At 46.6% G+C, this 23,565-nt stretch carries 27 protein-coding genes, 1 pseudogene and 1 riboswitch; of the genes and pseudogenes, 18 read left to right on the plus strand and 10 right to left on the minus strand.

Annotation, left to right across the window (positions count from 1 at the left end; all coding sequences use genetic code 11):
* Positions 1-40 precede the first annotated feature (40 nt).
* Positions 41-523, plus strand: a complete 483-nt coding sequence (locus AB1L17_RS25895; RefSeq protein WP_412844510.1) for a flavodoxin family protein — start codon at positions 41-43, stop codon at positions 521-523.
* 17 nt (positions 524-540) lie between these two features.
* On the opposite strand, the gene AB1L17_RS25900 is transcribed toward AB1L17_RS25895, so the two are convergent.
* Both AB1L17_RS25900 and AB1L17_RS25905 read right to left on the minus strand, forming a co-directional pair.
* Positions 541-891 (minus strand): MoaF-related domain-containing protein, encoded by a 351-nt coding sequence (locus AB1L17_RS25900; protein WP_412844511.1) that lies wholly within the window; start codon positions 889-891, stop codon positions 541-543.
* A gap of 218 nt (positions 892-1,109) precedes the next feature.
* A pseudogene (locus AB1L17_RS25905) lies at positions 1,110-1,181 on the minus strand (YoaP domain-containing protein); the annotation flags it as partial.
* A 196-nt stretch (positions 1,182-1,377) separates the two neighbouring features.
* On the opposite strand from AB1L17_RS25905, the gene AB1L17_RS25910 reads away from it, so the two are divergent.
* The 9 genes from AB1L17_RS25910 to AB1L17_RS25950 all read left to right on the plus strand — a co-directional run bounded on the left by AB1L17_RS25910 (position 1,378) and on the right by AB1L17_RS25950 (position 9,730).
* A complete protein-coding gene (locus tag AB1L17_RS25910; protein WP_412844512.1) occupies positions 1,378-2,850 on the plus strand; it encodes a contractile injection system protein, VgrG/Pvc8 family in 1,473 nt (490 codons plus the stop codon).
* 18 nt (positions 2,851-2,868) lie between these two features.
* Positions 2,869-3,486, plus strand: coding sequence for a hypothetical protein (locus AB1L17_RS25915; RefSeq protein ID WP_412844513.1), 618 nt, complete (start codon positions 2,869-2,871; stop codon positions 3,484-3,486).
* Position 3,487: 1 nt separating this feature from the next.
* Positions 3,488-3,988, plus strand: a complete 501-nt coding sequence (locus tag AB1L17_RS25920; RefSeq protein WP_412844514.1) for an imm11 family protein — start codon at positions 3,488-3,490, stop codon at positions 3,986-3,988.
* An 11-nt stretch (positions 3,989-3,999) separates the two neighbouring features.
* Entirely contained in the window at positions 4,000-4,623 is a 624-nt protein-coding gene (locus AB1L17_RS25925; RefSeq protein WP_412844515.1) for a hypothetical protein, read from the plus strand.
* 38 nt (positions 4,624-4,661) lie between these two features.
* Entirely contained in the window at positions 4,662-5,030 is a 369-nt protein-coding gene (locus AB1L17_RS25930; RefSeq protein WP_412844516.1) for a DUF4280 domain-containing protein, read from the plus strand.
* Positions 5,031-5,094: 64 nt separating this feature from the next.
* Complete coding sequence (locus tag AB1L17_RS25935; protein WP_412844517.1) at positions 5,095-7,920, plus strand: CdiA C-terminal domain-containing protein; 2,826 nt, start codon at positions 5,095-5,097, stop codon at positions 7,918-7,920.
* 6 nt (positions 7,921-7,926) lie between these two features.
* A complete protein-coding gene (locus AB1L17_RS25940) occupies positions 7,927-8,400 on the plus strand; it encodes a hypothetical protein (protein WP_412844518.1) in 474 nt (157 codons plus the stop codon).
* A 365-nt stretch (positions 8,401-8,765) separates the two neighbouring features.
* Positions 8,766-9,290, plus strand: a complete 525-nt coding sequence (locus AB1L17_RS25945; protein WP_412844519.1) for an ankyrin repeat domain-containing protein — start codon at positions 8,766-8,768, stop codon at positions 9,288-9,290.
* Positions 9,291-9,556: 266 nt separating this feature from the next.
* Positions 9,557-9,730 (plus strand): hypothetical protein, encoded by a 174-nt coding sequence (locus tag AB1L17_RS25950; RefSeq protein WP_412844520.1) that lies wholly within the window; start codon positions 9,557-9,559, stop codon positions 9,728-9,730.
* Positions 9,731-9,783: 53 nt separating this feature from the next.
* Here AB1L17_RS25950 and AB1L17_RS25955 read toward each other — a convergent pair whose 3' ends face one another.
* The 5 genes from AB1L17_RS25955 to AB1L17_RS25975 all read right to left on the minus strand — a co-directional run bounded on the left by AB1L17_RS25955 (position 9,784) and on the right by AB1L17_RS25975 (position 13,981).
* Positions 9,784-10,635, minus strand: a complete 852-nt coding sequence (locus AB1L17_RS25955) for an NAD(P)-dependent oxidoreductase (RefSeq protein WP_412844521.1) — start codon at positions 10,633-10,635, stop codon at positions 9,784-9,786.
* 23 nt (positions 10,636-10,658) lie between these two features.
* Positions 10,659-11,474, minus strand: a complete 816-nt coding sequence (locus AB1L17_RS25960; protein WP_412844522.1) for a pyrroline-5-carboxylate reductase family protein — start codon at positions 11,472-11,474, stop codon at positions 10,659-10,661.
* A 95-nt stretch (positions 11,475-11,569) separates the two neighbouring features.
* A complete protein-coding gene (locus AB1L17_RS25965; protein WP_412844523.1) occupies positions 11,570-12,250 on the minus strand; it encodes a zinc metallopeptidase in 681 nt (226 codons plus the stop codon).
* A 224-nt stretch (positions 12,251-12,474) separates the two neighbouring features.
* Complete coding sequence (locus AB1L17_RS25970) at positions 12,475-12,615, minus strand: hypothetical protein (RefSeq protein WP_007729817.1); 141 nt, start codon at positions 12,613-12,615, stop codon at positions 12,475-12,477.
* A 79-nt stretch (positions 12,616-12,694) separates the two neighbouring features.
* Positions 12,695-13,981, minus strand: a complete 1,287-nt coding sequence (locus tag AB1L17_RS25975) for a glutamate-1-semialdehyde 2,1-aminomutase (RefSeq protein WP_412844524.1) — start codon at positions 13,979-13,981, stop codon at positions 12,695-12,697.
* A 162-nt stretch (positions 13,982-14,143) separates the two neighbouring features.
* Between AB1L17_RS25975 and AB1L17_RS25980 the strand changes: the two genes are divergently transcribed.
* The 4 genes from AB1L17_RS25980 (at position 14,144) to AB1L17_RS25995 (ending at position 17,674) form a co-directional block, all read left to right on the plus strand.
* Positions 14,144-14,986, plus strand: coding sequence for a protein phosphatase 2C domain-containing protein (locus AB1L17_RS25980; RefSeq protein ID WP_412844525.1), 843 nt, complete (start codon positions 14,144-14,146; stop codon positions 14,984-14,986).
* Positions 14,987-15,075: 89 nt separating this feature from the next.
* Positions 15,076-16,086 carry an ABC transporter ATP-binding protein gene (locus AB1L17_RS25985; RefSeq protein WP_412844526.1) on the plus strand — a complete coding sequence of 337 codons (1,011 nt, stop codon included), beginning with the start codon at positions 15,076-15,078 and terminating at the stop codon, positions 16,084-16,086.
* On the plus strand, positions 16,079-16,873 hold the full coding sequence (locus AB1L17_RS25990) for an ABC transporter permease (RefSeq protein ID WP_007729824.1): 795 nt from the start codon (positions 16,079-16,081) through the stop codon (positions 16,871-16,873). The genes AB1L17_RS25985 and AB1L17_RS25990 overlap by 8 nt, the downstream gene beginning before the upstream one ends.
* 3 nt (positions 16,874-16,876) lie before the next feature.
* Positions 16,877-17,674 (plus strand): ABC transporter permease, encoded by a 798-nt coding sequence (locus AB1L17_RS25995; RefSeq protein WP_412844527.1) that lies wholly within the window; start codon positions 16,877-16,879, stop codon positions 17,672-17,674.
* A gap of 180 nt (positions 17,675-17,854) precedes the next feature.
* On the opposite strand, the gene AB1L17_RS26000 is transcribed toward AB1L17_RS25995, so the two are convergent.
* Positions 17,855-17,926, minus strand: coding sequence for a putative holin-like toxin (locus AB1L17_RS26000; protein WP_242466657.1), 72 nt, complete (start codon positions 17,924-17,926; stop codon positions 17,855-17,857).
* Between the two features lie 247 nt (positions 17,927-18,173).
* Positions 18,174-18,328, plus strand: a riboswitch (FMN riboswitch).
* Positions 18,329-18,572: 244 nt separating this feature from the next.
* Between AB1L17_RS26000 and AB1L17_RS26005 the strand changes: the two genes are divergently transcribed.
* Together AB1L17_RS26005 and proS are read left to right on the plus strand one after the other, a co-directional pair.
* Positions 18,573-19,184, plus strand: a complete 612-nt coding sequence (locus AB1L17_RS26005) for an ECF transporter S component (RefSeq protein ID WP_412844528.1) — start codon at positions 18,573-18,575, stop codon at positions 19,182-19,184.
* Positions 19,185-19,497: 313 nt separating this feature from the next.
* Entirely contained in the window at positions 19,498-20,964 is a 1,467-nt protein-coding gene (gene proS / locus AB1L17_RS26010; RefSeq protein ID WP_412844529.1) for a proline--tRNA ligase, read from the plus strand.
* Here proS and AB1L17_RS26015 read toward each other — a convergent pair.
* Entirely contained in the window at positions 20,961-21,227 is a 267-nt protein-coding gene (locus tag AB1L17_RS26015; protein WP_412844550.1) for an HAD family hydrolase, read from the minus strand. The two genes, proS and AB1L17_RS26015, sit on opposite strands and share 4 nt — an antisense overlap.
* Positions 21,224-21,841: a helix-turn-helix domain-containing protein gene (locus tag AB1L17_RS26020; protein ID WP_412844530.1), complete on the minus strand. Its 618-nt coding sequence runs from the start codon at positions 21,839-21,841 to the stop codon at positions 21,224-21,226. The genes AB1L17_RS26015 and AB1L17_RS26020 overlap by 4 nt, the downstream gene beginning before the upstream one ends.
* A gap of 161 nt (positions 21,842-22,002) precedes the next feature.
* Between AB1L17_RS26020 and bcp the strand changes: the two genes are divergently transcribed.
* Positions 22,003-22,473: a thioredoxin-dependent thiol peroxidase gene (gene bcp / locus AB1L17_RS26025; protein ID WP_412844531.1), complete on the plus strand. Its 471-nt coding sequence runs from the start codon at positions 22,003-22,005 to the stop codon at positions 22,471-22,473.
* Between the two features lie 37 nt (positions 22,474-22,510).
* Positions 22,511-23,563, plus strand: coding sequence for a M42 family metallopeptidase (locus AB1L17_RS26030; protein ID WP_412844532.1), 1,053 nt, complete (start codon positions 22,511-22,513; stop codon positions 23,561-23,563).
* Positions 23,564-23,565 lie beyond the last annotated feature (2 nt).

Raw genomic sequence — 23,565 nt, forward strand, 5'->3', positions numbered from 1 at the left:
ACTTTTCTACTGGTAAGGCAGCCTTTTTTGATTGGAGGTGGTGGTCCGACAGTTAAAGACTCATACCAGCATCCGGTTGCGAGAGAAGACGATCCAACCGATTTACGACCAAAGGCATGACGAGAGAGGCTTCGATGCAGTCGCGGATGATTACGATCCAGTGACAGAAGCGGTGCTCGCCCATGATTTTCTGATTTTCTCTACGCCGATCTATTGGTACGGCATGTCGGGGCATATGAAAAACTATGTGGATCGCTGGTCGCAGAGCTTGCGTGACAAGCGTTATTCCTTCAAAGAATCTCTCGGGCAAAAGCAGGCATACGTCATTACGACTGGCGGAGACCAGCCCAGATTGAAGGGGCTGCCACTAATCCAGCAGTTTCAGTATGTTTTTTCTTTTGTCGGAATGCCATTTGCGGGCTATATGATCGGGGAAGGTAACAAACCCGGTGATGTATTGTCAGATCAACGGGCAGTAGAAGAAGCAAAGATTTTTAATGTGTGGCTGAAGGCCAAACAATAGCGTATGAGGGGAGGCTATCAAAGTTCGGTTATGGTACCGGAATGGAACAGACTTTTTCGAACGCCTTGTGCATCATAGGTATAATGCGTATAGACCAGCATCCTATTAAAATCAGCAACTTGGCTGACCGTGTAGACTTCTTCCAACCAATACATAAAGTATACGCAAGGAGCTATCTCAATGTAGTTGAATGTATAGTAACCATTAAATCCTTTATGCGGTCCAGCAATTCCTTCATCATGCCGATGAGTAGCGTCAAAGAAATGAATGATAAATACATTGCCATCTTCATAATCATAGCGAAAGGTCTTACCAGCGTATACAGGGAGTCGATGACTGTATTGTACATATCGAAAATTTGGATGCATAGCATACTCCTCCTTTTGTAAGCAATATATGTCATGCATAGGTGATTGCTCTGCGTGGAATTCAAAAAACAGCGGCCAGTCTAAGACGTTCTTTTCAGGTCTTAGCTAGCCGCTGTTTCATTTATGTAGGGTCAGTCTAAACTAGAAGCCTATTTTCCACCGAGGTGACGCAGGATCGCCATCAAATCGAGCTCCTCATTCATTTAATAAAAGCTCTGTTAGTAATTTGTCAAATTTGTTTTAAACACCCCAAAGGTTGTCCATATAGTCGGTGCGTTTTGTGCTTCTTCTTGTAGCCCAGCTACCTATGTGTTATTGGACATTTCCAAAAACAGGGTAAAAAGCACTAGGTTGAAAATGAAAAAAGGACTTTCTGCTTATTTATGGTAATGGAAACAACTACTACCATTAATTCATCTATCAAAAATGGTCTATTTTGGTATAGGAGATAGAACATTGGATATATCTGCGGAGGGAGTAGTCTAGGTGAGTAATCGGGTTTTAACCTATGGAAATATTCAAGTGACACCTTACAAATTCACGCATTTGCAATCACTAAAAGTGGTTAAAAAGATGAACGAACACGCGAAGGTAACAATCACGGGCATTATTCCAGATGAGCTGAAAGACAGCTATGTGAATCTAACAAATGAACAAACGCATATCAAAATAGCGTTGACGGACGAGAAGGGGCAGCCGAAGCCATGGTTTCAAGGCATCGTGACGAATGTAAACATCCAATCTGTCAGGGGCATTTATTACCTAACAGTGAAGGCTGTTTCACATAGCTACTTATTGGATGTCAAACCGAGAAAACGCTCATTCCAAAATCCAGTGATGACTTATGCGGCACTAGTCAAAATGGTGCTGTCCGCATATGGGAAAGCCGATTTTATTGATTCGGTCACGAACGGCAAGGCGATCAATACGTTTGTGATGCAATATGAAGAAACCGACTGGCAATTTCTCAAGCGGATGGCTTCGCGATTCTATACGGGCTTGGTGCCTGCAACGGCTTTTGATCTACCCAAATTTTATTTCGGTCTGCCCAAAGGGAAGGACAAAGGCAAGCTAGAGGTCGCGCATTATACGGTACAAAAGAGGGTGGGGGAATATCAGAGCGCTGCGGAAAACCGAGTGCCAGGAATTGATGATCAAGATTTTACGGTATATGAAGTGGAAAGCCCGCAGATCCTCGAAGTCGGTGATGAAGTGAGCTTCAAGTCCAAGAAGCTTGTCGTCGGAGAAGCCGTCACTGAAATGAAGGAAGGAATACTGACGCATACCTACAAGCTCTTTCCACATAAGGGACTCTCGCGCAAGAAAATGTATAACAATGCGATCATCGGTGCCTCTATCCAAGGGCGCGTTCTTCAGATTCAAAAAGATAATATCAGAGCCAAGCTAGACATGGATGATCAACAGGATGAGAGTACCGCTTACTGGTTCCCTTATTCGACGATCTATACGTCCGAGAACAATACAGGTTGGTATGTCATGCCGGAAATAGGCGACCAGATACGAATCTACTTCCCGAGCAAAAAGGAAGAGGACGGTATTGCCATCAGCTCGGTGCTCCGAGATAACCCAGATGCCAAATCTCCGGCTCCTCAAAAGTCCTCCGCTCCAAGTAGTTCAAGACCGAGCGCGGGCGCGGGTCCCGATCGGATGAAAGATCCGGCTGTGAAGACCTTCCGCACGAAATACGGCAAGGAGATCATGCTGGCGCCAGATAAGATCGTGATATCAGCAGGCGGTATGTCTATCACAATCAGCGATGATACCGGAATCGAGATCGTGAGTGATAAAAATGTGAGCATTAGTGCTAGTCAAGAGGCGTATCTGAGCGGGCAAACGCTACGCGTCAAAGCCGATAAGATCGAGCTGATTGGAAAAGGAAACACCATTTCATTAAATGAAAAGATCGAGATCAAGGGATCAGAGATAAAAATGAACTAATGGGAGGAACACACGGTCATGATGAAAGAAGAAGCACTCCAGCATCTGCACGACCAGGTGTTTTTGCCTGCTTTGGCAGAACGGGTAGCGGCAGTCGAGCTATTTTTCCATCAACATCAAGCCCAGCTCGTCGATGAGTTTGTGGAGTCGTTTCGACAGATCGCAAGTCGGATCAAAGTCATGCAGGATCGTGAGGAGCTAGCACCTGTTGGATTTATTCATTACTCCATGCTGAGGACATCTATTCTGGAGGGTACTTATACCTACCTCATCGAGGCTTATACAGATCAGTGGTATTGGGAGCCTGTCGAATGCTATGCCAGATACGACGCCAATTGGGCTTTTCAAGAGATTTCATCGTTGATTCGTCTTCTAGATGAGCAGCGTAAAAAGTACATCGGTGTTCTACACACAGCGGATGTAGAGCATATGGTATGGAAGCGTTTGGATTGTTTTAGTCAAATGGTGACGGATCTGATCCGGATAGCGATCCAAGAAGCCATAAAACTCCCAGAGTATTCGGAGATAAGTAAGGCGAAATGTTTGCGCATCAGAGTCGGGGAGTTTAAAGACTTTAGCGAAGATGTGTATATCGATGAGGGTTCCACACGAGATCAAATCAAGGGGGTGGGATGACATGAGAGATTACTACCAACTCATGGATGACAGTCGAATCGCTCAAAAGGTGAAACCGCAGGGTCTACGAAAGGAAGACAGCTTCGCACAGCTCCCGCCTGTCTCGATTTTAGATGTCGCTGAACATAGCTTCAATGAGTACACAGACTGGCTGGAAAAGCCTGTGCCTATGATGTCACAACAGATGAAGTCGATTATCGAGAAATACAATCCGAGAATTCAGTGGAAATGTGTCCATTTGATAGACAAGCGATCTGGCTCACAAAATGTGTACTGGGTCATGCAAATACCTACCTTGAATTGTCTTTCACAGGATAGCGAGTTTTATCTAAATGGAACCGTAAAGAGACTTGTGTTAGACCACGAAAAGGTCAAGGCGCATCATTTTTTTGCCATTGAAGGAATTTTGGAGCCGTATATCGTGGTGAGTCTCGATGCAGCAGAAAGCTTACTGCGTAGAAGCTATACGGGCTTCGTTTTGCAAAAAGTAGAGCAGGCGTAACGGAGGGAGTCATGACCGTCTACTGGGATGAGAAGATCTTGGATGTCTGGAATGACATCCAGAAACGACGTGAAATCAAGGAAGTAGAAGAGAAGATGGCACAAATGTCACCTGAAGAATGGCTGGCAGGAGTGCAGCTTGGTGTCATTGAGTACGAAGGGCAAACGATTTATTGTGAAGAGAAGCTATTTTTCGACGAGCAGATGGCGATTCATCTCCCAACGTCTATGTGGCTGATTCCTAGAGGGATCGAATCAAAAGGAAATACAACTCACCAGCATGATCAGATGACTTACAAAAATGAAAAAGGCACAGTCATGTTTGGTCTGACACATATGACGCACCTCATACAGATGTGCGATGTAGAGCAATTTTTGAGTAAAATGACGATTCAGTTGAAAAAAAAGCAAGCGGGCTTGCAAGTCGTACATAACGAAGTGATTGAGCTCAGTGAAGTGAAGGTGGCGAGTAGCGAATTCGTCATACCGCTAAAGGACGGGAAGTATTATCAAATCTTGTTTGTTACTGCACTAGAGGAGAGATTGCTGCTCGGTAGCTTCCATTTCGCAGCTGACGAAGTGATTGTATGGCAGCCATTAGCTAGAGCCTTGATTCGAACGATGCGACTGGTATGAGTGATTGCAACGTTATGTAACGAAAGGGGAGTAGGGAGATGCTTTTGCCTTTGCTTCAACTTCTGGCTCCGAAGGCACACGGTGAGTATTCCTATGTTGTACGTGGGGCAACCGTAAAATGCAGTGAGGGAACAGACACCAGCTTTTTAAATTTGCCGCAATGCCACGGAGTATACGCGCGTGGTAAACCGGTCATGAATATTGCCGATAACGTTGTCGGTGCCAATATTGGATGTTTTGGTATTTGCAGGGACACAGGAACCGTATGTACACCAATGATAGCTAACAAGTGGACGGATGGAAAGCACGATGTACTCGTAGAAAACGAGCCAGCATTACTCAGTAAGTCGGAGCTGATTTGTACTGTCAAAGGGATTATTACGATTGAAAAGGATGGGCAGGATTGAGTGTTATTTTCATGCGGGTGTCTTGGTGTAAACCATGATTGTTTCTTTTGAAGGAGAGGAGTTTATGCAGGGAACTGATGGAGTCATGACCTACCAGGATATACAGATTGTCTGGTCCTATGGAACGATCCGACTTGATCAGTTGGAATTTGTCCATCAAACTGGCGAACACGCAAAATTACGCTTTACAGGTATTGTTCCCGAAGAAAAAGAAGATGAGATTATAAATAGAGCGGGCAGCCATGACGTAATTGAGCTGTGTCAGAAGGTAGGAAAGCAGAAGAAGTCGATATTTATCGGACGACTCCATCATGTGGAGATCAAGGTTGTCCGTGATGTCCACTATTTGACGGTGGAAGCTGTATCGCATACCTATGCCATGGATATGAGCGTGAAGATGTGTTCTTTTCAAGACGAGAGCCGAATGTACTCAAGTATTGTAGATGAGCTTGTGTCGAAGTATCCTGGTGGAGATATGATCGATAACGCCTTTGATGATCTCAAACAGGGCAAATACATCATGCAGTACGAAGAGACGGACTGGGTGTTTTTAAAACGAATTGCCTCTCACGTAGGGGCTGTCCTCGTACCAGATGTGAGTGCGAATAAGGTGCGCTTCTGGGTCGGTCTACCAGAGGGAAGAAAGCAGATCAAGCTGAAAGACAGGCCATACGAGGTTAACCAGTCCATCGCACCATATAGAACCTACACGTTTGAACACGACGATATTTTAGAGCTTGGGGATGAAGTGTTGCGAGAGGGGCAGACCTTCGCTATTACCAAGCGAATAGCAAGCATGGCAGATGGTCTATTCAGATGGACGTATGTTTGCGCAGCTCGCAAAAGTGTGAAACAAAAGAAGATCTATAACAAAGCCATCATCGGTGCCGCTATCGACGGAAAGATCATTCAAATCGGACGAAACCAAGTCAAAATCCATCTTTCTATCGATAAAACGCAAGATAAGAGCAAGGCACAGTGGTTCCCGTATGGGGCGGAAGGTAACCAAATCCTATACCTCATGCCGGAGATCGGCTCTAAAGTAAAATTGTATTTCCCAGGTGCCGATGAGGACGATGCGATGGTCATCAACTCCGTCCGTCATGCGCCACAGGGAAGCTTTGTCGAGAAGAACGATAAGCGAATGGTGGACCCGGGAGTCAAATCGTTTGGCATCCCACAAGGAAAAGAATTCACCATGGGAGACACCGAACTGAGGATGACCGCCAAAGAAGGTGCGTTGGAAATCTCGATGAGTAGCCTCTGGGGTGTGAGCCTGAACAGTACCACGAATGTAAACATTCAAGCGTCAGGAGAGCTGAATGTAAATGGTGCTGCTGTCTACATGGTGGGTTCGGAAGGGATGTACCTCGATACAGCTACGGATACGATCGCATTAGTAGAAGAGAACGACACGAGTAGCGATCAGATTCTTCTGGATGCGGAGAAGAGTCAAACGTTTAAACCGATATTAAGTCCATTTGAACAAGATTTGCAGACGTTAGGCGAGGCTGTAACGATAGCTAAACGGCTCATCGAACATGAAGTAGCGGAAGTCAAAGGGGGGTTTGAAGTTATTGGTGATAGCCTTTCAAACCTATGGAACACAGGGGTAGATGCTGTTGATGTACTGTATACAGGCGGTCAACTGTTATTCGCTGACGAAGGTGAGAAGGTTACGAGCATCAGGGGGAATGAAGTTAGCTCGCTAACTGAAGACAACAATCTGGCTAGAGGAACAGCAGAACTCGCGGGTGATGCATCAGATTACGCTAGCGCTGTATACCACGGCGAGAAGTCGATTGCGGATATCGGGTCAGATCTATGGACAGCCGGTGGAAAAGCCGTAGATGGGTTCACGGATAACTACTTAGCTCCAATTGGGACGAATCTCGTACACAAGTTTGAGGATGCGGTTGGAGGACCACAAGCTAAGCTGAAACGAACGTTAGATGAGAGCTATCAAAGGGGTCGAGTCGCAGGACAGGTGACGACGATTGCTGGAGAGGTAGCCGTGAATGTGTTTACAGCAGGAGTTGGTGGAGCTGCGATAAAAGTATCGACGATGACGGCGAAGCTAGCACCAGATGGGGATCGTACGCCAGATGGTAACGGCAGCGATGGAAGCGACGGAAATGGTATTCCTTTCTTCGGGTTTTTTGATTCTATTAAAAAAGATATGGAAACGCTGGATGGAAAGTTCAAAACGAAGGCGAAGACTGTTGAAGAATCGTTGAAAGAAATGCATGATATGATTAATAGTCTTTTAGCTAGAATGAAAGATATGTCGGGTAAAAGGCCATTCCTTCGTCAGGAAGCGAATACGGGTACGTGGTTCATATCGTGGGAACGAGTGGACGGTGGTGGCGGGGACAGCAATAATAACAATAATAATGATGATAACAATAATAACCGAGATGCTGAGAGGACGGGAAATGTTAATCTAACAGAACCTTCTCTACCTAAAGGTGGGAAACCTAAAGGAAACTATACAAAAGGTGACTCACACGGTATTAAGAAAGAGAGCGAAACAGCCGATCTAATGGCAGATCAAGGATATGACATTGAAATGCTGGATGAAGTAAGCGGTGGTAATGGATACGGAATAAAAGAGTCGTCAAATCCAGATTTCGTTATTGAAGGTAAAGTATTTGACTGTTATGCACCAACAATAGAAACAAATGTTGATAACATTCTTAGAAACATAACAAAAAAGACTAAAACACAAGCAGAAAGAATAGTTCTTAATGTAGATCAGTTCCCCTCTGAAAAAGTGACCGAAATTATTCAAGGGATTTTAAGAAAAGCTAATCCAAATGGTGATTTAAAGAACTTAAAAGAACTATTTATTGTGAAAGACGGGGAAATTACACGGGGATTTGGGGGATAGAAATGAATGGACTATGAATTGTTTTTACGATCTAATTTAGGTAATAATTCATTAGGAGAGATGATAGAAAGATTTACCACCGAGTTTGCGAACAAGAAGGCGTCTTTTAGCTGTAAAGATGATGAAATAGTCATTGGGTCTGAGTTATTTTCATTGGCTCTTGAAATTGAAGATATTTCTGATATCGTTTTTGTTAGAAATCATTATAACTTAGATGTTAATGTATGCATCAGAATTCAATTGTTTGGTAATACGTTTTATCAAGGATTAGAGCTTTTGTTTAAAATTATGGGAAGGCTTATAAGACATATTGATGGAAATCTATTATTTCTAGAAGATGGTTCAGCTCAGTTGCTTAGACTTGAGAATGGTCAGCTAATTGTCAATAACGCTTTAGATCAGTATCAGACAAAATATTTAACTACAAGTTTACTTAGTTTACTTGACTGTCCTTACATTGAAAAAGAATTGTCAAACTAAGATGTAAATATGAATCAATCCGTGTGGCTGGGTCTGCCAAGAATTTTGTGTAAGCTCATATACAACCCCAACAACAAGATCGTACAATACAACCAACAATGCCACAATGCGAGCTAGCCGCCCGTGTTGTGGTCTTTTTCATTCGCTGATATAAATGGTGGCGGCTGTTCAATAAGCCCCTACCCAGTGCGAGGCCACTGAAAAAGGTTAGTGGGCAACACGATATTGCAGATTTGGAAAACGCTGTAAATCAATTGAAAGCAGTTGATGCTGCAGGTGGGGACTATGATGATATTGTTGAAATACTAGAAGATCTAGGAAAACTAGCTGCTTCAAGAAGATGAGAGTTATTGGGGGGATAAAAAATGGAAAATACTCAAATTGCAAAAGAAATTAGAGCTGCAATAAAAATTGTTCAACTAGATACGTTAAGAAACTTACTTGAGAAAAATTCAGAAATGTTAGAATGGATGACACCCTTTGGTACATGGTTGCATGTAGCATCAGCTCACGGGCATTTAGAAATAGTAGAATATCTTATTAATGCTGGGATAGATATTAATGCACAGGGTGGAACTTTTTCTACAAATTCCCTTGAAAGAGCAGCTGCAAAAGGACATTTAGATATTGCACAATATCTTATTAACCATAATGTTGAGATTGATACTAGTGAACCAGAGAGAAATCCTCTGTTTGCTGCAATATATGGTGGGCATTTTGAGATTGTTAGATTGTTAGTTGAGAATAATATAGACATATCTATAAAGTATTCTGGTGAAAACATGAAAGATATGGATGCTTATGCATTCGCCATTGAGAGAGGAGAAACAGGGATTGCAAAATATTTAAAGCAAAAACTGGATGATCAAGATACAGTACACAAACCATAGTAAGAGTCTGTTAATATTTTTGTGTAGGTCCATTTACAATCCCAACAACAAGATCCTATACAACCAACAAACCAAACACTAAACAATTCAAACACTTGATAAACTTCCAAAAGCTCATTCCAACTTGTTTTATGAGTAGGAATGAGCTTTTTTTTGCATGCCCAAAATCAAGGGAGGAAAAGGAAAATGGCAAAACGTGAACAGGTAGTTGCAGAAGAGTTAAGAACCAGCAACTAGCACAGGAAGCAGATAAAGAAGTGAGGTCTATGCCCAGGCTCGCGCAGCATACGAACAGCTTATGGATGAAATTCGTGGTTACTGTCAGCAAGCAAGGGAATTACGAAAAGAAGTTCCAACGGCATTTACCGCCAGTGGAAGAGGGGGTGGACAGCTTGAAAGCTGTCGCAGTGTCAACTCCACTTGTGTTAAGCGTCCGGTAACGACGACACATAAGAAACCCCCACTTCAACCGGTAGGTAAGTGGCGGGAGTATTCATTTTCCCTCGAGATGACGCAGGATCGCCATCAAATCCAGCTCGCCCAAGCCTTCTTCCAATGCATGACGATAGGTAGCATTTACGGATTCAGCCAATGGGGTAGAGACGCCTGCTTCATTCGCAAGGCGAAGGTCCTTGGCCATATGCTTTAGGGCAAAGGCAGCCGGATAGTCGTCAGCGAGGATGGAAGCCGCTTTTCCGCGAATGAGTGGTGTTCCTACGGCGCTCTCGGAAATGATGTCCAGCATTTGCTCCGTACCAATGCCGAGGGATCGTGCGAATAGTAATGTTTCAGACACACCTTGTACTGTAATGCCGAGCAGCAGGTTGATCGCCAGCTTCGCAGATGTACCCGCTCCGTTTGGTCCCAAATAAAACGCGGCTTTGCCCAGCTTGTCCAGCATAGGCTTGGCTACCTCAAAATCAGCCTGCTCTCCGCCTACCATGATGACGAGCTTGCCTTCTTTGGCAGGCCCTACGCTACCGGACACAGGTGCATCGAGAAAGCGCAGTCCAGCTTCCTGGGCTTGCTCTGCGATATAACGGGATGTATCCGGTGAAATCGTGCTCATATCTACTGCAAGCTTGCCTTGAATGGACAGGCTCAAGAGACCGTCTGTGCCAGTATAGATTGCTTTTACTGCATCATCATCGCTTACCATCGTGAACAGTACATCGCATTGTGCTACCAAATCTGACAGAGTGGCTGTCTCCTTCGCTCCGAGAGCCACTAATGGCGCGGCTTTTCCCGGTGTACGATTCCAAACCCGCACGTCGTAGCCAGCAGCCAGCAGATTGCTAGCCATTGGAATGCCCATATTCCCCAAACCAATCCAACCGATGATCATTATTTTCGTTCTCCCATCCGCAATTATTGTTTGATTTGATTTTGCACGAGTGTCTTCAATGCAGCGTGCTTGGATTCAGTCATGACAAACAGCTCGTCAAAGCCAGCAGGAAGTGTTTTGTCGAGAACCCGCAAGCCTTCTTCGGTGATGCCGCCTTTGGTTGCGACTCGCTCAATTAATTGGTCAAAGCGAAGCTGTTCATTTTTGAGTAAGAGAGCTGTTCCCAGCATCGTTTCTACCAGCATGCTTCTCGCTGTATCCAGATCGAGCTCAGGCGTCTTGCGAACCGCCGCCTGTGCGAATGAATCCAAAATGCCTGCCAAGAGCCCCGGTGCGCTGCTGGTGAGGATCGTTGCTGTTTCGATCTCGCCCTCCGTTACTTCCTGCGGTTGGCTAATGGCAGACAGGAGGGTGAGGAGCTCTTCGCGATCCTCCATACCTGCTCGGCTGCTGCATGTAAACAAGGATACACCTTGCAGCTCTTGCGAAGTGACAGTAGGAATGACTTTGCTTACGGCACCAGTATGGACCGTTTCCAAATCAGCAATGCTGACACCTGCTGCCACAGACACGATATGTACGCTTGCAGGGATAGACAGCACCCGAAGAACAGGCAGGATATCCAGTGGTTTTGTGCAGATAAAGACCAGATCTGCCTTGTCGCAAACCTCTTGCGCACTCTCCGCTATGCAAATGCCATGTGATGCGCGCAGATTTTGTGCCTTTTCTCGTGTTCGATTGAATACCGTTATATGTTCTGGCTGGAGGACTCCGCTTTTACAGAGTGATTTCACCAGCATTTGTCCCATACTGCCTAATCCAATGATTCCGATTCGCATGTGCAAAACCCCCCGTCCTATTGTAACGTAGCGAAACGAAAAAAGGTACAGCCTCCCATGTAGGATAGCTGTACCTTTCATATTTTAAACGTAAATTAGTCGTCAGAGCTTCTGAAGATCATGATGTATTTCGCCAGCTCCAGAACAGAGATCAGAGCCGCAGCTACATAGGTCAGAGCGGCTGCGCCCAACACTTTGCTTGCGCCTCGCTCTTCTTCATTGCGGATGAAGCCCATTTTGAGCATCAGTTGTTTTGCACGGCTGCTCGCATTAAACTCGACTGGCAGCGTGACGAGCTGGAAGGCAACTGCCCCGGAGAAGAAGATAATCCCGACGAGCAAGAGTCCTGCCATTTTAAAGAAGAAACCAGCCAACAGCAACAGTGGTGCAACACCGGACACGAGGTTGACTACTGGGAAAATACGATGGCGTGCTACCAGCATTGGGTACGAGACCTTGTGCTGAATCGCATGTCCGACCTCGTGACAAGCAACGGACAGAGAAGCAATCGAGTTGCCGAAATATACAGGATCAGACAAGCGCACGACACGAGCTGTTGGGTCGTAGTGGTCTGTCAATGTGCCAGGGATATGTTGAACAGGAACGTTAGTCAAGCCATTGGCATCCAGCATGCGGCGGGCTGCCTCTGCACCGGTAAGACCGGAAGAGGTAGGAACTTCGGCATATTTGTTAAAAGTCCCTTTCACTCGAAACTGTGCCCAGAGCGACAGTCCGAATGCAATCAGAATCAGGAAATCCATAGGATGGAAAAACATTCAACACTCACTCCTCGTAGTAATCTATGAAAACAAAACTTTGCTAAACCATTCATGCGACCTTACTACTTTCATTCTGTCCCATATTCATGTATACGAATAAGTACCATGACAGTTGCACTATTTTATTGTACAATCTCTGACCTTTATTGACAATGTTGCTGCATGCGAAAAAAACAGACACATTCCCCGTCATTCGGAGTGGAATGTGTCTGTTTTCATGTTTATCTGTCGTGATTTTGCGTTTTGTGATGTTCGGTTTTTCGCGGGTTTTGAAAACCAGTCACTTCTAGCATTTTACTGCTCATTTTGGAATCCAACGTCTTTTCAGGAGCCTGCGGATATGATTTTTCACCTTTGGACACCAGAATATCCTCCTCGAAAGCATAATCGTGAACAGGCTTATTATTTCCTCGGGAGGATGTGAATGGACGTGGGAATGGTTTACAGTTGCGAGAATGCACGGTCTACAGCAGCGATGGTGTCTTGAATATCTTCTTCCGTATGAGCTGTGGTAACAAACCAGGCTTCATATTTGGACGGAGCCAGGCATACACCTTCATTCAGCATCAGCTGGAAGAAGCGGGCAAATATTTCTCCGTTCGCTTTCTGAGCTGCATCATAATCGTGAACAGGCTCGTCTGTGAAGTAAACAGCCAATGCCCCTTTTACGCGGTTGAGCTGAATGGTTACACCGTGTTTGCTTGCCGCTTCGCTGATTCCGTTTGCAAGCATTCCGCCCAGTCGTTCGAATTCGTCGTATACGCCTGGTTGCTTCAATACTTCAAGGCAGGCAATTCCGGCGCGGATAGAGGCAGGATTACCAGCCATTGTTCCTGCTTGATACGCAGGTCCGAGTGGTGCGACTTGCTCCATGATTTCACGGCGACCGCCATAGGCACCGATTGGCAGACCGCCACCGATGATTTTGCCCAGTGCAGTCAGGTCAGGCTCGACTCCGAGCAGGTTTTGTGCTCCACCATAGCAGAAGCGGAAGGCTGTGATGACTTCATCATAGACGACGAGTGCGCCTGCTTCGTGGGTGATACGGTTTACCTCTTCCAGGAATCCTGGCTCAGGTGACACGATACCGAAGTTGCCGACAATCGGTTCAACGAGAACGCAAGCCGTTTCACTTCCCCATTTGCTCATGGCTTTGGCGAATGCTTCGCTATCATTGAAAGGTACGGTAATCACTTCGCTGGCGATGCTTTGTGGAATACCCGCACTGTCCGGAATCCCCAAGGTAGACGGCCCGGAGCCTGCAGCAACGAGCACCAAGTCAGAGTGACCGTGGTAGCAGCCCGCGAATTTGATGATTTTTACACGAGCGGTATAGGCGCGAGCTACACGGATGCATGTCATGACTGCTTCTGTACCGGAATTGTTAAAACGAATGCGTTCCATCGATGGGATCGCTTCGCGGATCATGTTCGCAAAGGTGATTTCCCATGGAGTAGGAGTACCATATAAGGTTCCGTTGGCAGCGGCTTCGCAAATCGCTTTGGTCACATGTGGATGTGCATGGCCGGTAATGATTGGTCCGTATGCTGCCAAATAATCAATATATCGATTGCCGTCCACGTCCCAGAAATACGCGCCCTGGGCACGTTCCATCGTTACTGGCGCTCCCCCGCCTACAGCCTTGAAAGAACGGGAAGGGCTGTTTACCCCGCCTAGAATGACGTCGAGTGCTTGCTCGTGCAGTTGCGCGGATCGTTCACGTTTCATGCATAGTCCCTCTTTTCTTAACAACCTCTTTTGGAAAAAGTCCTTCATTATCTTACCACAGCTTTTCCACAACTGGATATGAACGGAGAGCTATAGATGATGAAAAGGAAAAATGATACAATTTTCAAGCAAATCACTCCATAGAAAAAGGCGGGAGTCATCATGAAACTTGAGTGCATCTCCATGAAGGGTAGCGGCAAAAGCAATGAGGACGCCTATTTGATTCAGCAGGCAAGGCATGTGTATGCGGTCATCGATGGCATTACGTCGTTGATCCCGTATGAGAACCCAGCAGGACAGACAGGCGGAGCTATCGCGGCTGAGCTCGTCAAGAAGCAGCTTGAGTCAATGCCAGAGGATGCAGCTTTGCACGATTATTTGGAGACGATAAACGTGGCGCTGCGGGAGCACATGCTTAAAAGTGGTATCCAGCTTGAGCAGAAGGAAGCTTTGTGGGGGGCTGCCTGTGCAGTTGTCCGTGTAGGAGATGCCCATATCGATTACGCGCAGTTGGGAGATTGCATGATATTTGCCGTTTATGAGGATGATACGGTACGTCCACTGACGCACACGCAGGTCAGTCATTTGGAGCAGGCCGCATTGGGGAAGTGGGAAGAAGGAATTAACGACGGCTTGTGTACCCGAGCCGAGCTGCACGAACGATGTATGCACATCCTGATTCATAACCGCTATCAGGCGAATGGACCAGGAGGCTACGGTGTGTTGAACGGCGATCCAGCCTGCCGGAATTTTATGGAGTATGGACGAATAAATCGAGTAGACATGAAGGCACTGGTGCTTGTGACGGACGGTCTTTTTATGCCGCGAGCTTTAGGGGGAGCACAGCCGAAGTGGGAAGAGACGGTGCTGCCGATTGTACATAAAGGGCTGCAACGTTATACAGACGAGCTCGTCGCTCTGGAAAACAGTGATCCCGAATGCATTCGCTATGTCCGCTTCAAAAAGTCCGACGACAAAACGGGAATGATCCTTACTCTTCATTAACAGTTTGGTGCAGTTTGCCTTTTGCACAATTCGATTGGCTCATATACACTACAAATGGAAATCAAGCGAAGAAAAAAGGACGGTATTCCATGATTCAGGTAAATCATTTACAAAAGGATTTCCGCATCCATCAGTCCAGACCGGGCCTTGGTGGTGCTTTTCGTGATTTGTTCAGCCGGGAGTACAAGACGGTAAACGCCGTGGATGGCCTTTCCTTTACAGTAGAGGAAGGAGAAATGTTCGCGCTGATTGGGGAAAATGGTGCCGGAAAATCGACCACGATCAAGATGCTGACAGGCATTTTGACCCCGAGCGACGGCGAAATCGTCATTAATGGCTATGTGCCTTTCAAGCAGCGGGAGGAGTACGTTCGCTCCATCGGAGTTGTTTTCGGACAGCGCTCTCAGCTTTGGTGGGATCTATCTCCGCTAGAGTCTTTCCGTCTGTTGAAAAGTGTTTATAAGGTAGACGATGTAGAGGGAGAAAAGTGGCTGGAGCGCTTGATCGAGGAGCTGGAAATTTCTCCGTTCGTCAGCCAGCCGGTACGCAAGCTAAGTCTCGGACAGCGGATGCGCTGTGAGGTAGCCGCTTCTTTAATCCATAAGCCGCGCCTGCTGTTCCTCGATGAACCGACAGTTGGACTCGATGTACTCGTTAAGCAAAAAATCCGTGAGTTTCTGCGCAATCTGAACGAAACGGAAAATATGACGATCTTGTTGACCACTCACGATGTGTCTGACATCGAAGCACTCTGTAAACGCGTGCTTGTCATGGACAAAGGTAAGCTGATCTTCGATGGCTTATTGAGTAACCTCAAGGAAAAATGGGGAAATGGCACAAAGGTGTCATTCCAGATGAAAAAGCGCACTCCAGCGGCGGCCCTCCGTCAGGCATTGGGCGAGATGCCTTGTGAGATTGAGCAAATCAATGATTTTACTCTCAGTGTAAAAGTAGCGCGGAGTCAGGAAATGCTCCCATTTGTTCTGTCAACAGTCATGTCCTCCTTTGAAGTCAGCGACGTAAAAATCGAGGAGACGAGTACAGAGGATATCGTTCGCAACATTTATTCCTCCGATCAAGAGGTAGCCAGCCATGCGTAAGCTCTATATGGAACTCATCCGTATGAGGTTTTTGACGATGCTTGCCTATCGTGTCAACTACTACAGCGGGATTATTATCTACGCGATCAACATCGGGGCGTACTACTTTTTGTGGGGAGCGATCTACGGGGGACAGCAGCAGCTGGGCGGGCTTACGGTCGAGCAGATGACTTCCTACGTTGCAATTGCCTGGATGTCGCGGGCGTTTTATTTTAACAACATCGATACAGAGATAGCGCAGGACGTCCGGGAAGGCAAGGTCGCGATCGAAATGATACGCCCTTATAATTACTTGTCCGTGAAAACGGCGCAGGCGTTCGGGGAAGGGATCTTTCGTTTTCTCTTTTTCGCGGGTCCGGGGATTTTCCTCATTAGCTTGATTATTCCGTTCAGCTTCCCAGCGACAGCGACTGGATGGGGATTGTATTTGATCAGCTTGATGTGTGCGTTTTTGATCAATACACAAATCAACCTGGTGACAGGCTTGTTGACTTTCTTCCTGTTCCGCAACGATGGAATGATGCGAGCCAAGCGGGTCGTAGTAGATCTGTTGTCTGGTCTCGTGCTGCCGATCAGCTTTTTCCCGGGCTGGGCGCAAACGGTCATGGGCTACCTTCCTTTTCAGGCTGTCAACTATTATCCGAGCCTGATTTTCACAGGTGCCATCACCACTGAACGCTCGTGGGAATTAATCGGTTTTCAGGTCATTTGGATGTTTGTCATACTGGTTCCCATCTTGGTGATGTGGCGTCTCGCCCGTAACAAGCTGGTCGTGCAAGGAGGGTAGAGCATGCATAACATGAGACATATTTTCGGGATTTTTGCCGACTACCTGAGCCAGTACTTCAAGACGAGGCTTGCCTATCGAACGGATTTTATCGGAGATTTTGTGTCTAATCTCATTTCTGAGTTGATCAATCTCGTCTTTATCATTGTCGTATTCACGCATGTCCCGCTTATGGGGGATTGGACGCGTGACGAGATTATCTTTATTTATGGTTTCTTTTTGGTTCCGTACGCATTGTTCTCAATGTTCTTCGGTTTTTGGGACTTCAATGAGCGTTATATCATTCGCGGTGAGATGGATCGCATCTTGACGAGACCGATCCACAATTTGGCACAGGTGTGTCTCGAGTCGATTGCGCCGGATCGAATCTTTGGGGTTATTACCGGGATCATCATCATGGGATATGCAGCGATTCAGCTTGATTTGACGTTTTATTGGTATGACGTGTTCATCTTTATCGGGCTCTCAATTAGCGGGGCACTGATTTACGGTGGCGTGTATACTGCGATTGCTGCGGTTAGCTTCTTTTCCGACTCGCGGACAGGGATTGCCCCGATGATTTACAACATCCAGCAATATGGGCGCTATCCGGTAGACGTGTACAACAAGGCTATTCGCTTTGTGCTCACCTACGTGCTGCCGTTTGCTTTTGTAGGGGTCTATCCTGCGGCTTACTTTTTGCGCAAGGAAGTTTGGTACACCTATGCGGCAATGACTCCGGTAGTGGCTGTCATTTTCTTCGGGATTGGGCTGTTAGTCTGGAACTGGGGTGTCACGAAGTATCGGGGAGCGGGTTCTTGATGATTTATAATCTGAAGTCGTTGTGGTAATATTGGATGTAACGAGATGTAGAAGCATAAAGTAAAAAAGGACCGTCCCGGCTGCAACCGGAACGGTCGGTACAATAGGCGCTTCCCGTAAAGGGGTGCGGCTCAATTCTTGGTTGTGAAATAGACCGCTGAGTGTGGACTCAAGGGCGGTCTATTTCTTTTTGGTCAAGGTAACGACCAAGCCGATTAAAGCGACCAGGAACAACCCAAACTGGAAAAGCAGTGAGAGTTTCGTTCGTTACCATAGGCCTCACCCCCTTCCATACGGGGATGAGCCGCGACCACCCTTGAGGAGCCGATTCTATTGTACAAGCGAATTATAGTATGAAGCGCTCTCAGGTCAGGAAGAGTCTTTTTTTAATCATTATTCCAACTAAACAAATCGGATAAATAAACAAAAAGTGTCGCTTTGGCAGTTTCCTCTATTGTCAAATCAAAAAACAGCAGTATAATATGCTGTATACAACTACACATTCCTTCGGGGCAGGGTGAAATTCCCGACCGGCGGTGATCATGCCTTGTGCATGTTAAGCCCGCGAGCCTCCCGAGCTGCAACTAGCGACGGAGTGCAGGATCTGGTGTGATTCCAGAGCCGACAGTACAGTCTGGATGGGAGAAGGATGACGACAGTACGTTAACACACGTGCTTGTTTGCCTGTGCAAACGGGATGAGAACGTAGAGGCTAGACCTCTTGTTTCTTGTACCTTTTATTTGCGCATGGTTTTGTCATACGCCTGCATATGCCCTGTGGAACATATATCCACAGGGTTTGTTGTGTTTGCGTGAGTAAAAGGCTTCAAGACGTGTGGATTCACAACGACTGTTGCCATTCCTCAAGAAGGAGTAGAAAAATGAGGAGATGGTAAACATGAAAGAAACAGCGCTGCATTCTTCGCGCACACGTGCAACCCAAAAGCTGGTGACGATTCCGATGCTTTCGGCCGTTGCATTTATTCTGCAGTATCTTGAGATTCCCGTTCCGCTGATGCCAAGCTTTTTGAAGCTCGACTTCAGTACACTCCCGGCATTGATCGGGGGACTCATGTACGGACCGGTAGCTGGAATCATTATTGAGGTACTGAAAAATACACTGCACATGCTCTTTAAAAATACAGACGGTCTGTTAATCGGCGAGCTCGCAAACGTCGTAGCAGGTGGAAGCTTTATTTTTGCGGCTGTTTACATGCAGCGACTGGGACAAGGTAAAAAGGGCTTCCTGACTGGCCTTGCTTTGGGAACGCTTTTGATGACGCTTGTCATGGCTGTGGCAAATGCTTATGTGCTGTTGCCTGCGTACGCTGTGCTGTATCAAATGCCGATTGAACAGCTCTTGACCATGTTTAATGCGACAAGTATTTGGTCATTGGTTTTGTACGGAATCGTGCCATTCAATCTCTTCAAAGGTGTTATGATTTCAGTGGTTGCGTATCCGATCTACGTGAAGCTCGGCTCCAGAATCGCTGTACGTACCAACAATTGACAACCTCGATGTGACTCGCTAATATGTTTAGTTAATAGAGAGTCATAAAAGGCTATGAAAGGACCCGCAGTTATTTCCCTCGTGACAGAGAGTCGGCCCTTGTCTGGAAGGCTGATACGCAAGGATAATTGCACCCCATCCTGAAGCCGCTGGTGAAGAACTTAGCCGGATGCCCGCCGTTATCGGGTTTTTGAGAGGACTATGGCGTATGCTATGGTCAATCAGGGTGGTACCGCGGAAGTTGATCCTCCGTCCCTTTTTTGGGATGGGGGATTTTTTGCATTTTACGTAAGATAAAAAGGAGCGTAGACGGATGAAAGAGGACAAAGCGTTTGTAAAAGAAATTACACCGCAATCGGAGGATTTTTCGCGTTGGTACATCGATGCCATTAAAAAGGCAGATTTGATGGACTACACACCGGTACGCGGCTGCATCGTGTTCAAGCCGGATGGCTTCGAGCTATGGGAGCGAATTCAAGAGGCGATGAATAAACGCTTCAAGGAGACGGGGCATCGCAATGCCTATTTCCCGATGCTGATTCCCGAGTCCTTCTTTCAAAAAGAAAAGGAGCATATCGAGGGCTTCAATCCAGAGCTGCCTTGGGTAACAGAGGCTGGGGGCGAGCCGCTAGAGGAAAAACTCGCGCTACGTCCAACCTCCGAGACAATTATCGGACATATGTACAGCCAATGGATTCAGAGCTATCGTGATCTACCTGTACTGATCAACCAATGGGCAAACGTGTTTCGCTGGGAGAAGCGGACGATGCCTTTCTTGCGTACATCTGAATTCCTCTGGCAGGAAGGCCACACGGCACATGCGACAGAGGAGGAAGCTCGCCAGGAAACGATGCAAATGCTCGAGATTTACCGAGAGGTCGTCGAGCAGGAGCTGGCGATTCCAGTCTGGAAGGGACAAAAAACACCGAGTGAACGCTTCGCCGGTGCTGTCGATACGTACTCCATTGAAGCGATGATGAAGGATGGCAAAGCAGTGCAAGCGGGCACCTCGCACTATTTGGGAGATAAATTCGCGCGCGGCTTCGAGATCAAGTTCTTGGATCGCGACAATCAGTTTAAGTACGCTCACACCACATCATGGGGTACCTCCACGCGATTGATCGGGTCGATGATCATGGTGCATGGCGATGACCGAGGTCTCGTGCTGCCGCCTCGCATGGCTGCGACGCAGGTTATTATGATCCCCGTCGGTCCGATGAAGCTGCGCTACAAAGTGATGGAGGCGTTCGATCCACTTTTCGATGAGATCAAGGCGGCGGGCGTACGTGTCCGTGCTGACGTTCGTGAAGAGACACCAGGCTGGAAGTTCAATGAATGGGAAATGCGCGGTGTGCCTCTGCGTCTGGAGCTCGGCCCGCGTGACGTGGAGAATGGTCAAGTCATTCTGGCTCGACGTGATACAGGGGAGAAAGTGACGGTTTCGCTTGAAGGAATTGCGCAGACGGTGGTTCAACTGCTGGAGGAGATTCAGCAAAATATGTTCCAAAAAGCTTTGGCTTTCCGTGATGAGAACTCCCATTTAGAAATCGACACACTGGAGCAACTGTCTTCTCATATCGCAAAATGCGAGAGCGAGAACAAGACAAGCGGCTGGGTGCTAGGTGGCTGGTGTGGAGACGATGCATGCGAGTCCAAAGTGAAGGAAGAAACCAAGTTCACTTCTCGCAACATTCCGTTTGAGCCTCCTGTACAAAAGAAAACCTGCATTTGCTGCGGCAAAGAATCACAGCATAGCGTCTGGTTCGGACGTTCGTATTAATGAGAGAAGGGTGTATCCAGGCTTCGGCGCAAGGACACACCCTTTTTCTTTGCCATGCTAGCTGTGACCTCATCTCCTGTGATCACGACGGGAAAATACGTGTCTAATCCCCATTCGCGAAGGGAGATGTCAGCGCTTTTGCGACCTTTGCCTGTCACGATCCCCATCTGGATACCTGTGGCGTTGTCGTACGCATGGGAGTCCTCCTTTGATTGGAAATAGCAAGAAAACCATCGGAGGTGATGGTTTTCTTGGTGACTTATTCATCTGAATCGTCAAAAGGATCTTCTGAATCATCAGTAGGGTCAGCTGGGGTTAAAGGGAACAGGATGTCGAAAAATTTGAATTTTCGGCGTCCAGATTCCTTTTTGAACCCTTTGTACTTTTGCAGCAGCTCAGAGATGTCTTCAACGAATTGATTGCGTTCATCTTGACTCAAATAAAATTCAGTCAAATTATAAGCGAACGTATTTTGGTATTCCTTACGAACATCCTGGTCGCTGGCGACGAAGCGGTTGAGCGTCCGCATGAGGTCTTTTTCCGTCGTACGAAACGGCGTAAACATGACATCACTTAATTGCTGTGCGTTTTCTTCAATCATTAATTGAAGCTTTACCTGAATAACCTTGGCAACTGGCTCATAATATTTTTCCACGATGGAGCCTTTTACCCGTGTATCTACTTGTTCGAGCAACCCAACACGCACGAGCTCCTTTACATGATAGTGCAGCCGTGCAGCATTTTCGCCTAGTTCCGTAGCGATTTGTTTAGCCGTTCTGGGCTCCAAATCTTCAAAGAGTTCCAAAATTTTAACCCGTTCCGCTATAGCAAGCGATTTAAGCGCTTCTGGATCTGTTACTTCAAAAAACTCTTTCATGAGAATTCACCATCCAACTGACTAGGCCAAATTTTATATTTTATCTATTAATTCTATCCTTTTCTGAATCAAAGCGCAACTTGTATGCGGATGAAGTGGCTACTAGATTGTGGTAAAATGAGACCAGCGAAAACAGGATATTATCGAGAGGAGGAAAAAGCTTGACCGCAGTAGGACAAGCAGCACCTGCGTTTACCTTGCAGGCGAGCGATAATCAGACGATCTCTCTTTCTCAATTTCATGGGAAAAATGTAGTGCTATATTTTTATCCGAAGGACCAGACACCGACATGCACGACAGAAGCATGCGACTTTCGTGACTTCCATTCGGGCTTTGCAGAACTGAATACGGTAGTTCTCGGGATCAGTCCGGATTCTGTAAAATCGCATGACAAATTCATTGCGAAGCACGAATTGCCGTTTCCTCTTCTGGCAGATCCGGAGCACGAGATAGCAGAGTCTTACGGTGTGTGGGTGTTAAAGAAAATGTACGGACGAGAGTACATGGGCATTGAGCGCACTACCTTCGTCATTGACAAAGAAGGAAACATCGCAAAAGTATGGCCAAAAGTAAAGGTCAAAGGACACGTGCAGGAAGTGCTCCAATTTATTAAGGAAGAGCTTCAATCCTAACGTTTATTTCGCATGGGGCGAATGGAGGAATATACAGATGAGCGTATCCACGGAATATGTCGTGCAAAGCTTTTGCCAATTGGCGAACATCCCAAGTCCATCCGGCAATACCGAAAAAGTAATGGCTTGGGTTGCACAAGAGCTTGAAAAGCTTGGCGTTTCCTATAAACGGACAAACAAAGGGGCAATCGTTGCAACGGTAGCGGGTGCCAATGACGAAAACGCAAGACTCTTGACAGCTCACGTTGATACGTTGGGCGCGATGGTAAAAGAGATTAAGGGCAACGGTCGCTTGAAGCTGACCTTGATTGGAGGATTTGCTTTCAATGCGATTGAAGGAGAGCACTGCGTTGTAGAGACAAGCAGCGGTCGTCTTGTAACCGGTACCATTTTGTCCACCAAAGCTTCCGTGCATGTCTATAGCTCTGAAGCGGGGAAAACCGAGCGTAGTGAGGCGAATATGGAAGTCCGCTTGGATGAAAAGGTAACGAACAAGGAGCAAGTACTGGAGCTTGGGATTTCTGTGGGAGATTTCGTCTCCTTTGATCCGCGGGTCACTGTAACCGATAGTGGCTTCATCAAGTCCCGTCATATTGACGACAAGGCAAGTGTAGCTGTACTGCTGGGTGTCCTTAAGGAATTGAGTGAATCTGGCTTGAAGCTGCCTTATACCACGCACTTTTTTATCAGCAATAATGAAGAGATCGGCTACGGTGGCAATTCCAGCATCCCTGACAACGTTGTCGAGTATCTGGCTGTTGACATGGGAGCGATCGGTGACGGACAGACGACAGATGAGTATTGCGTATCCATTTGTGCGAAGGATTCTTCTGGACCATATCACTACGGATTACGCAGCCATCTTACCAAGCTCGCACAAGCGAATGGATTGAATTACCAGGTAGATATTTATCCGTATTATGGTTCGGACGCAAGTGCGGCACTCAGAGCGGGGTATGATGTTGTACATGGCTTGATTGGACCGGGAGTAGATGCTTCTCACTCACATGAACGTACACATAAAGAAGCGCTCGACAACACAGCAAAGCTCGTTATGGCATACCTTCAATCAGAAGAAATGCAAGCATAGGA

The organism is Brevibacillus jepli (assembly GCF_047229145.1).
Classification (GTDB): Bacteria; Bacillota; Bacilli; order Brevibacillales; family Brevibacillaceae; genus Brevibacillus.

What these genes read in the sequence shown, in the direction of transcription:
- AB1L17_RS25900 (WP_412844511.1), bottom strand. Translation starts at nt 891, where the DNA reads ATGCATCCAAATTTTCGATATGTACAATACAGTCATCGACTCCCTGTA.
- AB1L17_RS25915 (WP_412844513.1), top strand. Translation starts at nt 2,869, where the DNA reads ATGATGAAAGAAGAAGCACTCCAGCATCTGCACGACCAGGTGTTTTTG.
- AB1L17_RS25920 (WP_412844514.1), top strand. Translation starts at nt 3,488, where the DNA reads ATGAGAGATTACTACCAACTCATGGATGACAGTCGAATCGCTCAAAAG.
- AB1L17_RS25925 (WP_412844515.1), top strand. Translation starts at nt 4,000, where the DNA reads ATGACCGTCTACTGGGATGAGAAGATCTTGGATGTCTGGAATGACATC.
- AB1L17_RS25930 (WP_412844516.1), top strand. Translation starts at nt 4,662, where the DNA reads ATGCTTTTGCCTTTGCTTCAACTTCTGGCTCCGAAGGCACACGGTGAG.
- AB1L17_RS25935 (WP_412844517.1), top strand. Translation starts at nt 5,095, where the DNA reads ATGCAGGGAACTGATGGAGTCATGACCTACCAGGATATACAGATTGTC.
- AB1L17_RS25940 (WP_412844518.1), top strand. Translation starts at nt 7,927, where the DNA reads ATGGACTATGAATTGTTTTTACGATCTAATTTAGGTAATAATTCATTA.
- AB1L17_RS25945 (WP_412844519.1), top strand. Translation starts at nt 8,766, where the DNA reads ATGGAAAATACTCAAATTGCAAAAGAAATTAGAGCTGCAATAAAAATT.
- AB1L17_RS25950 (WP_412844520.1), top strand. Translation starts at nt 9,557, where the DNA reads ATGCCCAGGCTCGCGCAGCATACGAACAGCTTATGGATGAAATTCGTG.
- AB1L17_RS25955 (WP_412844521.1), bottom strand. Translation starts at nt 10,635, where the DNA reads ATGATCATCGGTTGGATTGGTTTGGGGAATATGGGCATTCCAATGGCT.
- AB1L17_RS25960 (WP_412844522.1), bottom strand. Translation starts at nt 11,474, where the DNA reads ATGCGAATCGGAATCATTGGATTAGGCAGTATGGGACAAATGCTGGTG.
- AB1L17_RS25965 (WP_412844523.1), bottom strand. Translation starts at nt 12,250, where the DNA reads ATGTTTTTCCATCCTATGGATTTCCTGATTCTGATTGCATTCGGACTG.
- AB1L17_RS25975 (WP_412844524.1), bottom strand. Translation starts at nt 13,981, where the DNA reads ATGAAACGTGAACGATCCGCGCAACTGCACGAGCAAGCACTCGACGTC.
- AB1L17_RS25980 (WP_412844525.1), top strand. Translation starts at nt 14,144, where the DNA reads ATGAAACTTGAGTGCATCTCCATGAAGGGTAGCGGCAAAAGCAATGAG.
- AB1L17_RS25985 (WP_412844526.1), top strand. Translation starts at nt 15,076, where the DNA reads ATGATTCAGGTAAATCATTTACAAAAGGATTTCCGCATCCATCAGTCC.
- AB1L17_RS25990 (WP_007729824.1), top strand. Translation starts at nt 16,079, where the DNA reads ATGCGTAAGCTCTATATGGAACTCATCCGTATGAGGTTTTTGACGATG.
- AB1L17_RS25995 (WP_412844527.1), top strand. Translation starts at nt 16,877, where the DNA reads ATGCATAACATGAGACATATTTTCGGGATTTTTGCCGACTACCTGAGC.
- AB1L17_RS26005 (WP_412844528.1), top strand. Translation starts at nt 18,573, where the DNA reads ATGAAAGAAACAGCGCTGCATTCTTCGCGCACACGTGCAACCCAAAAG.
- proS (WP_412844529.1), top strand. Translation starts at nt 19,498, where the DNA reads ATGAAAGAGGACAAAGCGTTTGTAAAAGAAATTACACCGCAATCGGAG.
- AB1L17_RS26020 (WP_412844530.1), bottom strand. Translation starts at nt 21,841, where the DNA reads ATGAAAGAGTTTTTTGAAGTAACAGATCCAGAAGCGCTTAAATCGCTT.
- AB1L17_RS26030 (WP_412844532.1), top strand. Translation starts at nt 22,511, where the DNA reads ATGAGCGTATCCACGGAATATGTCGTGCAAAGCTTTTGCCAATTGGCG.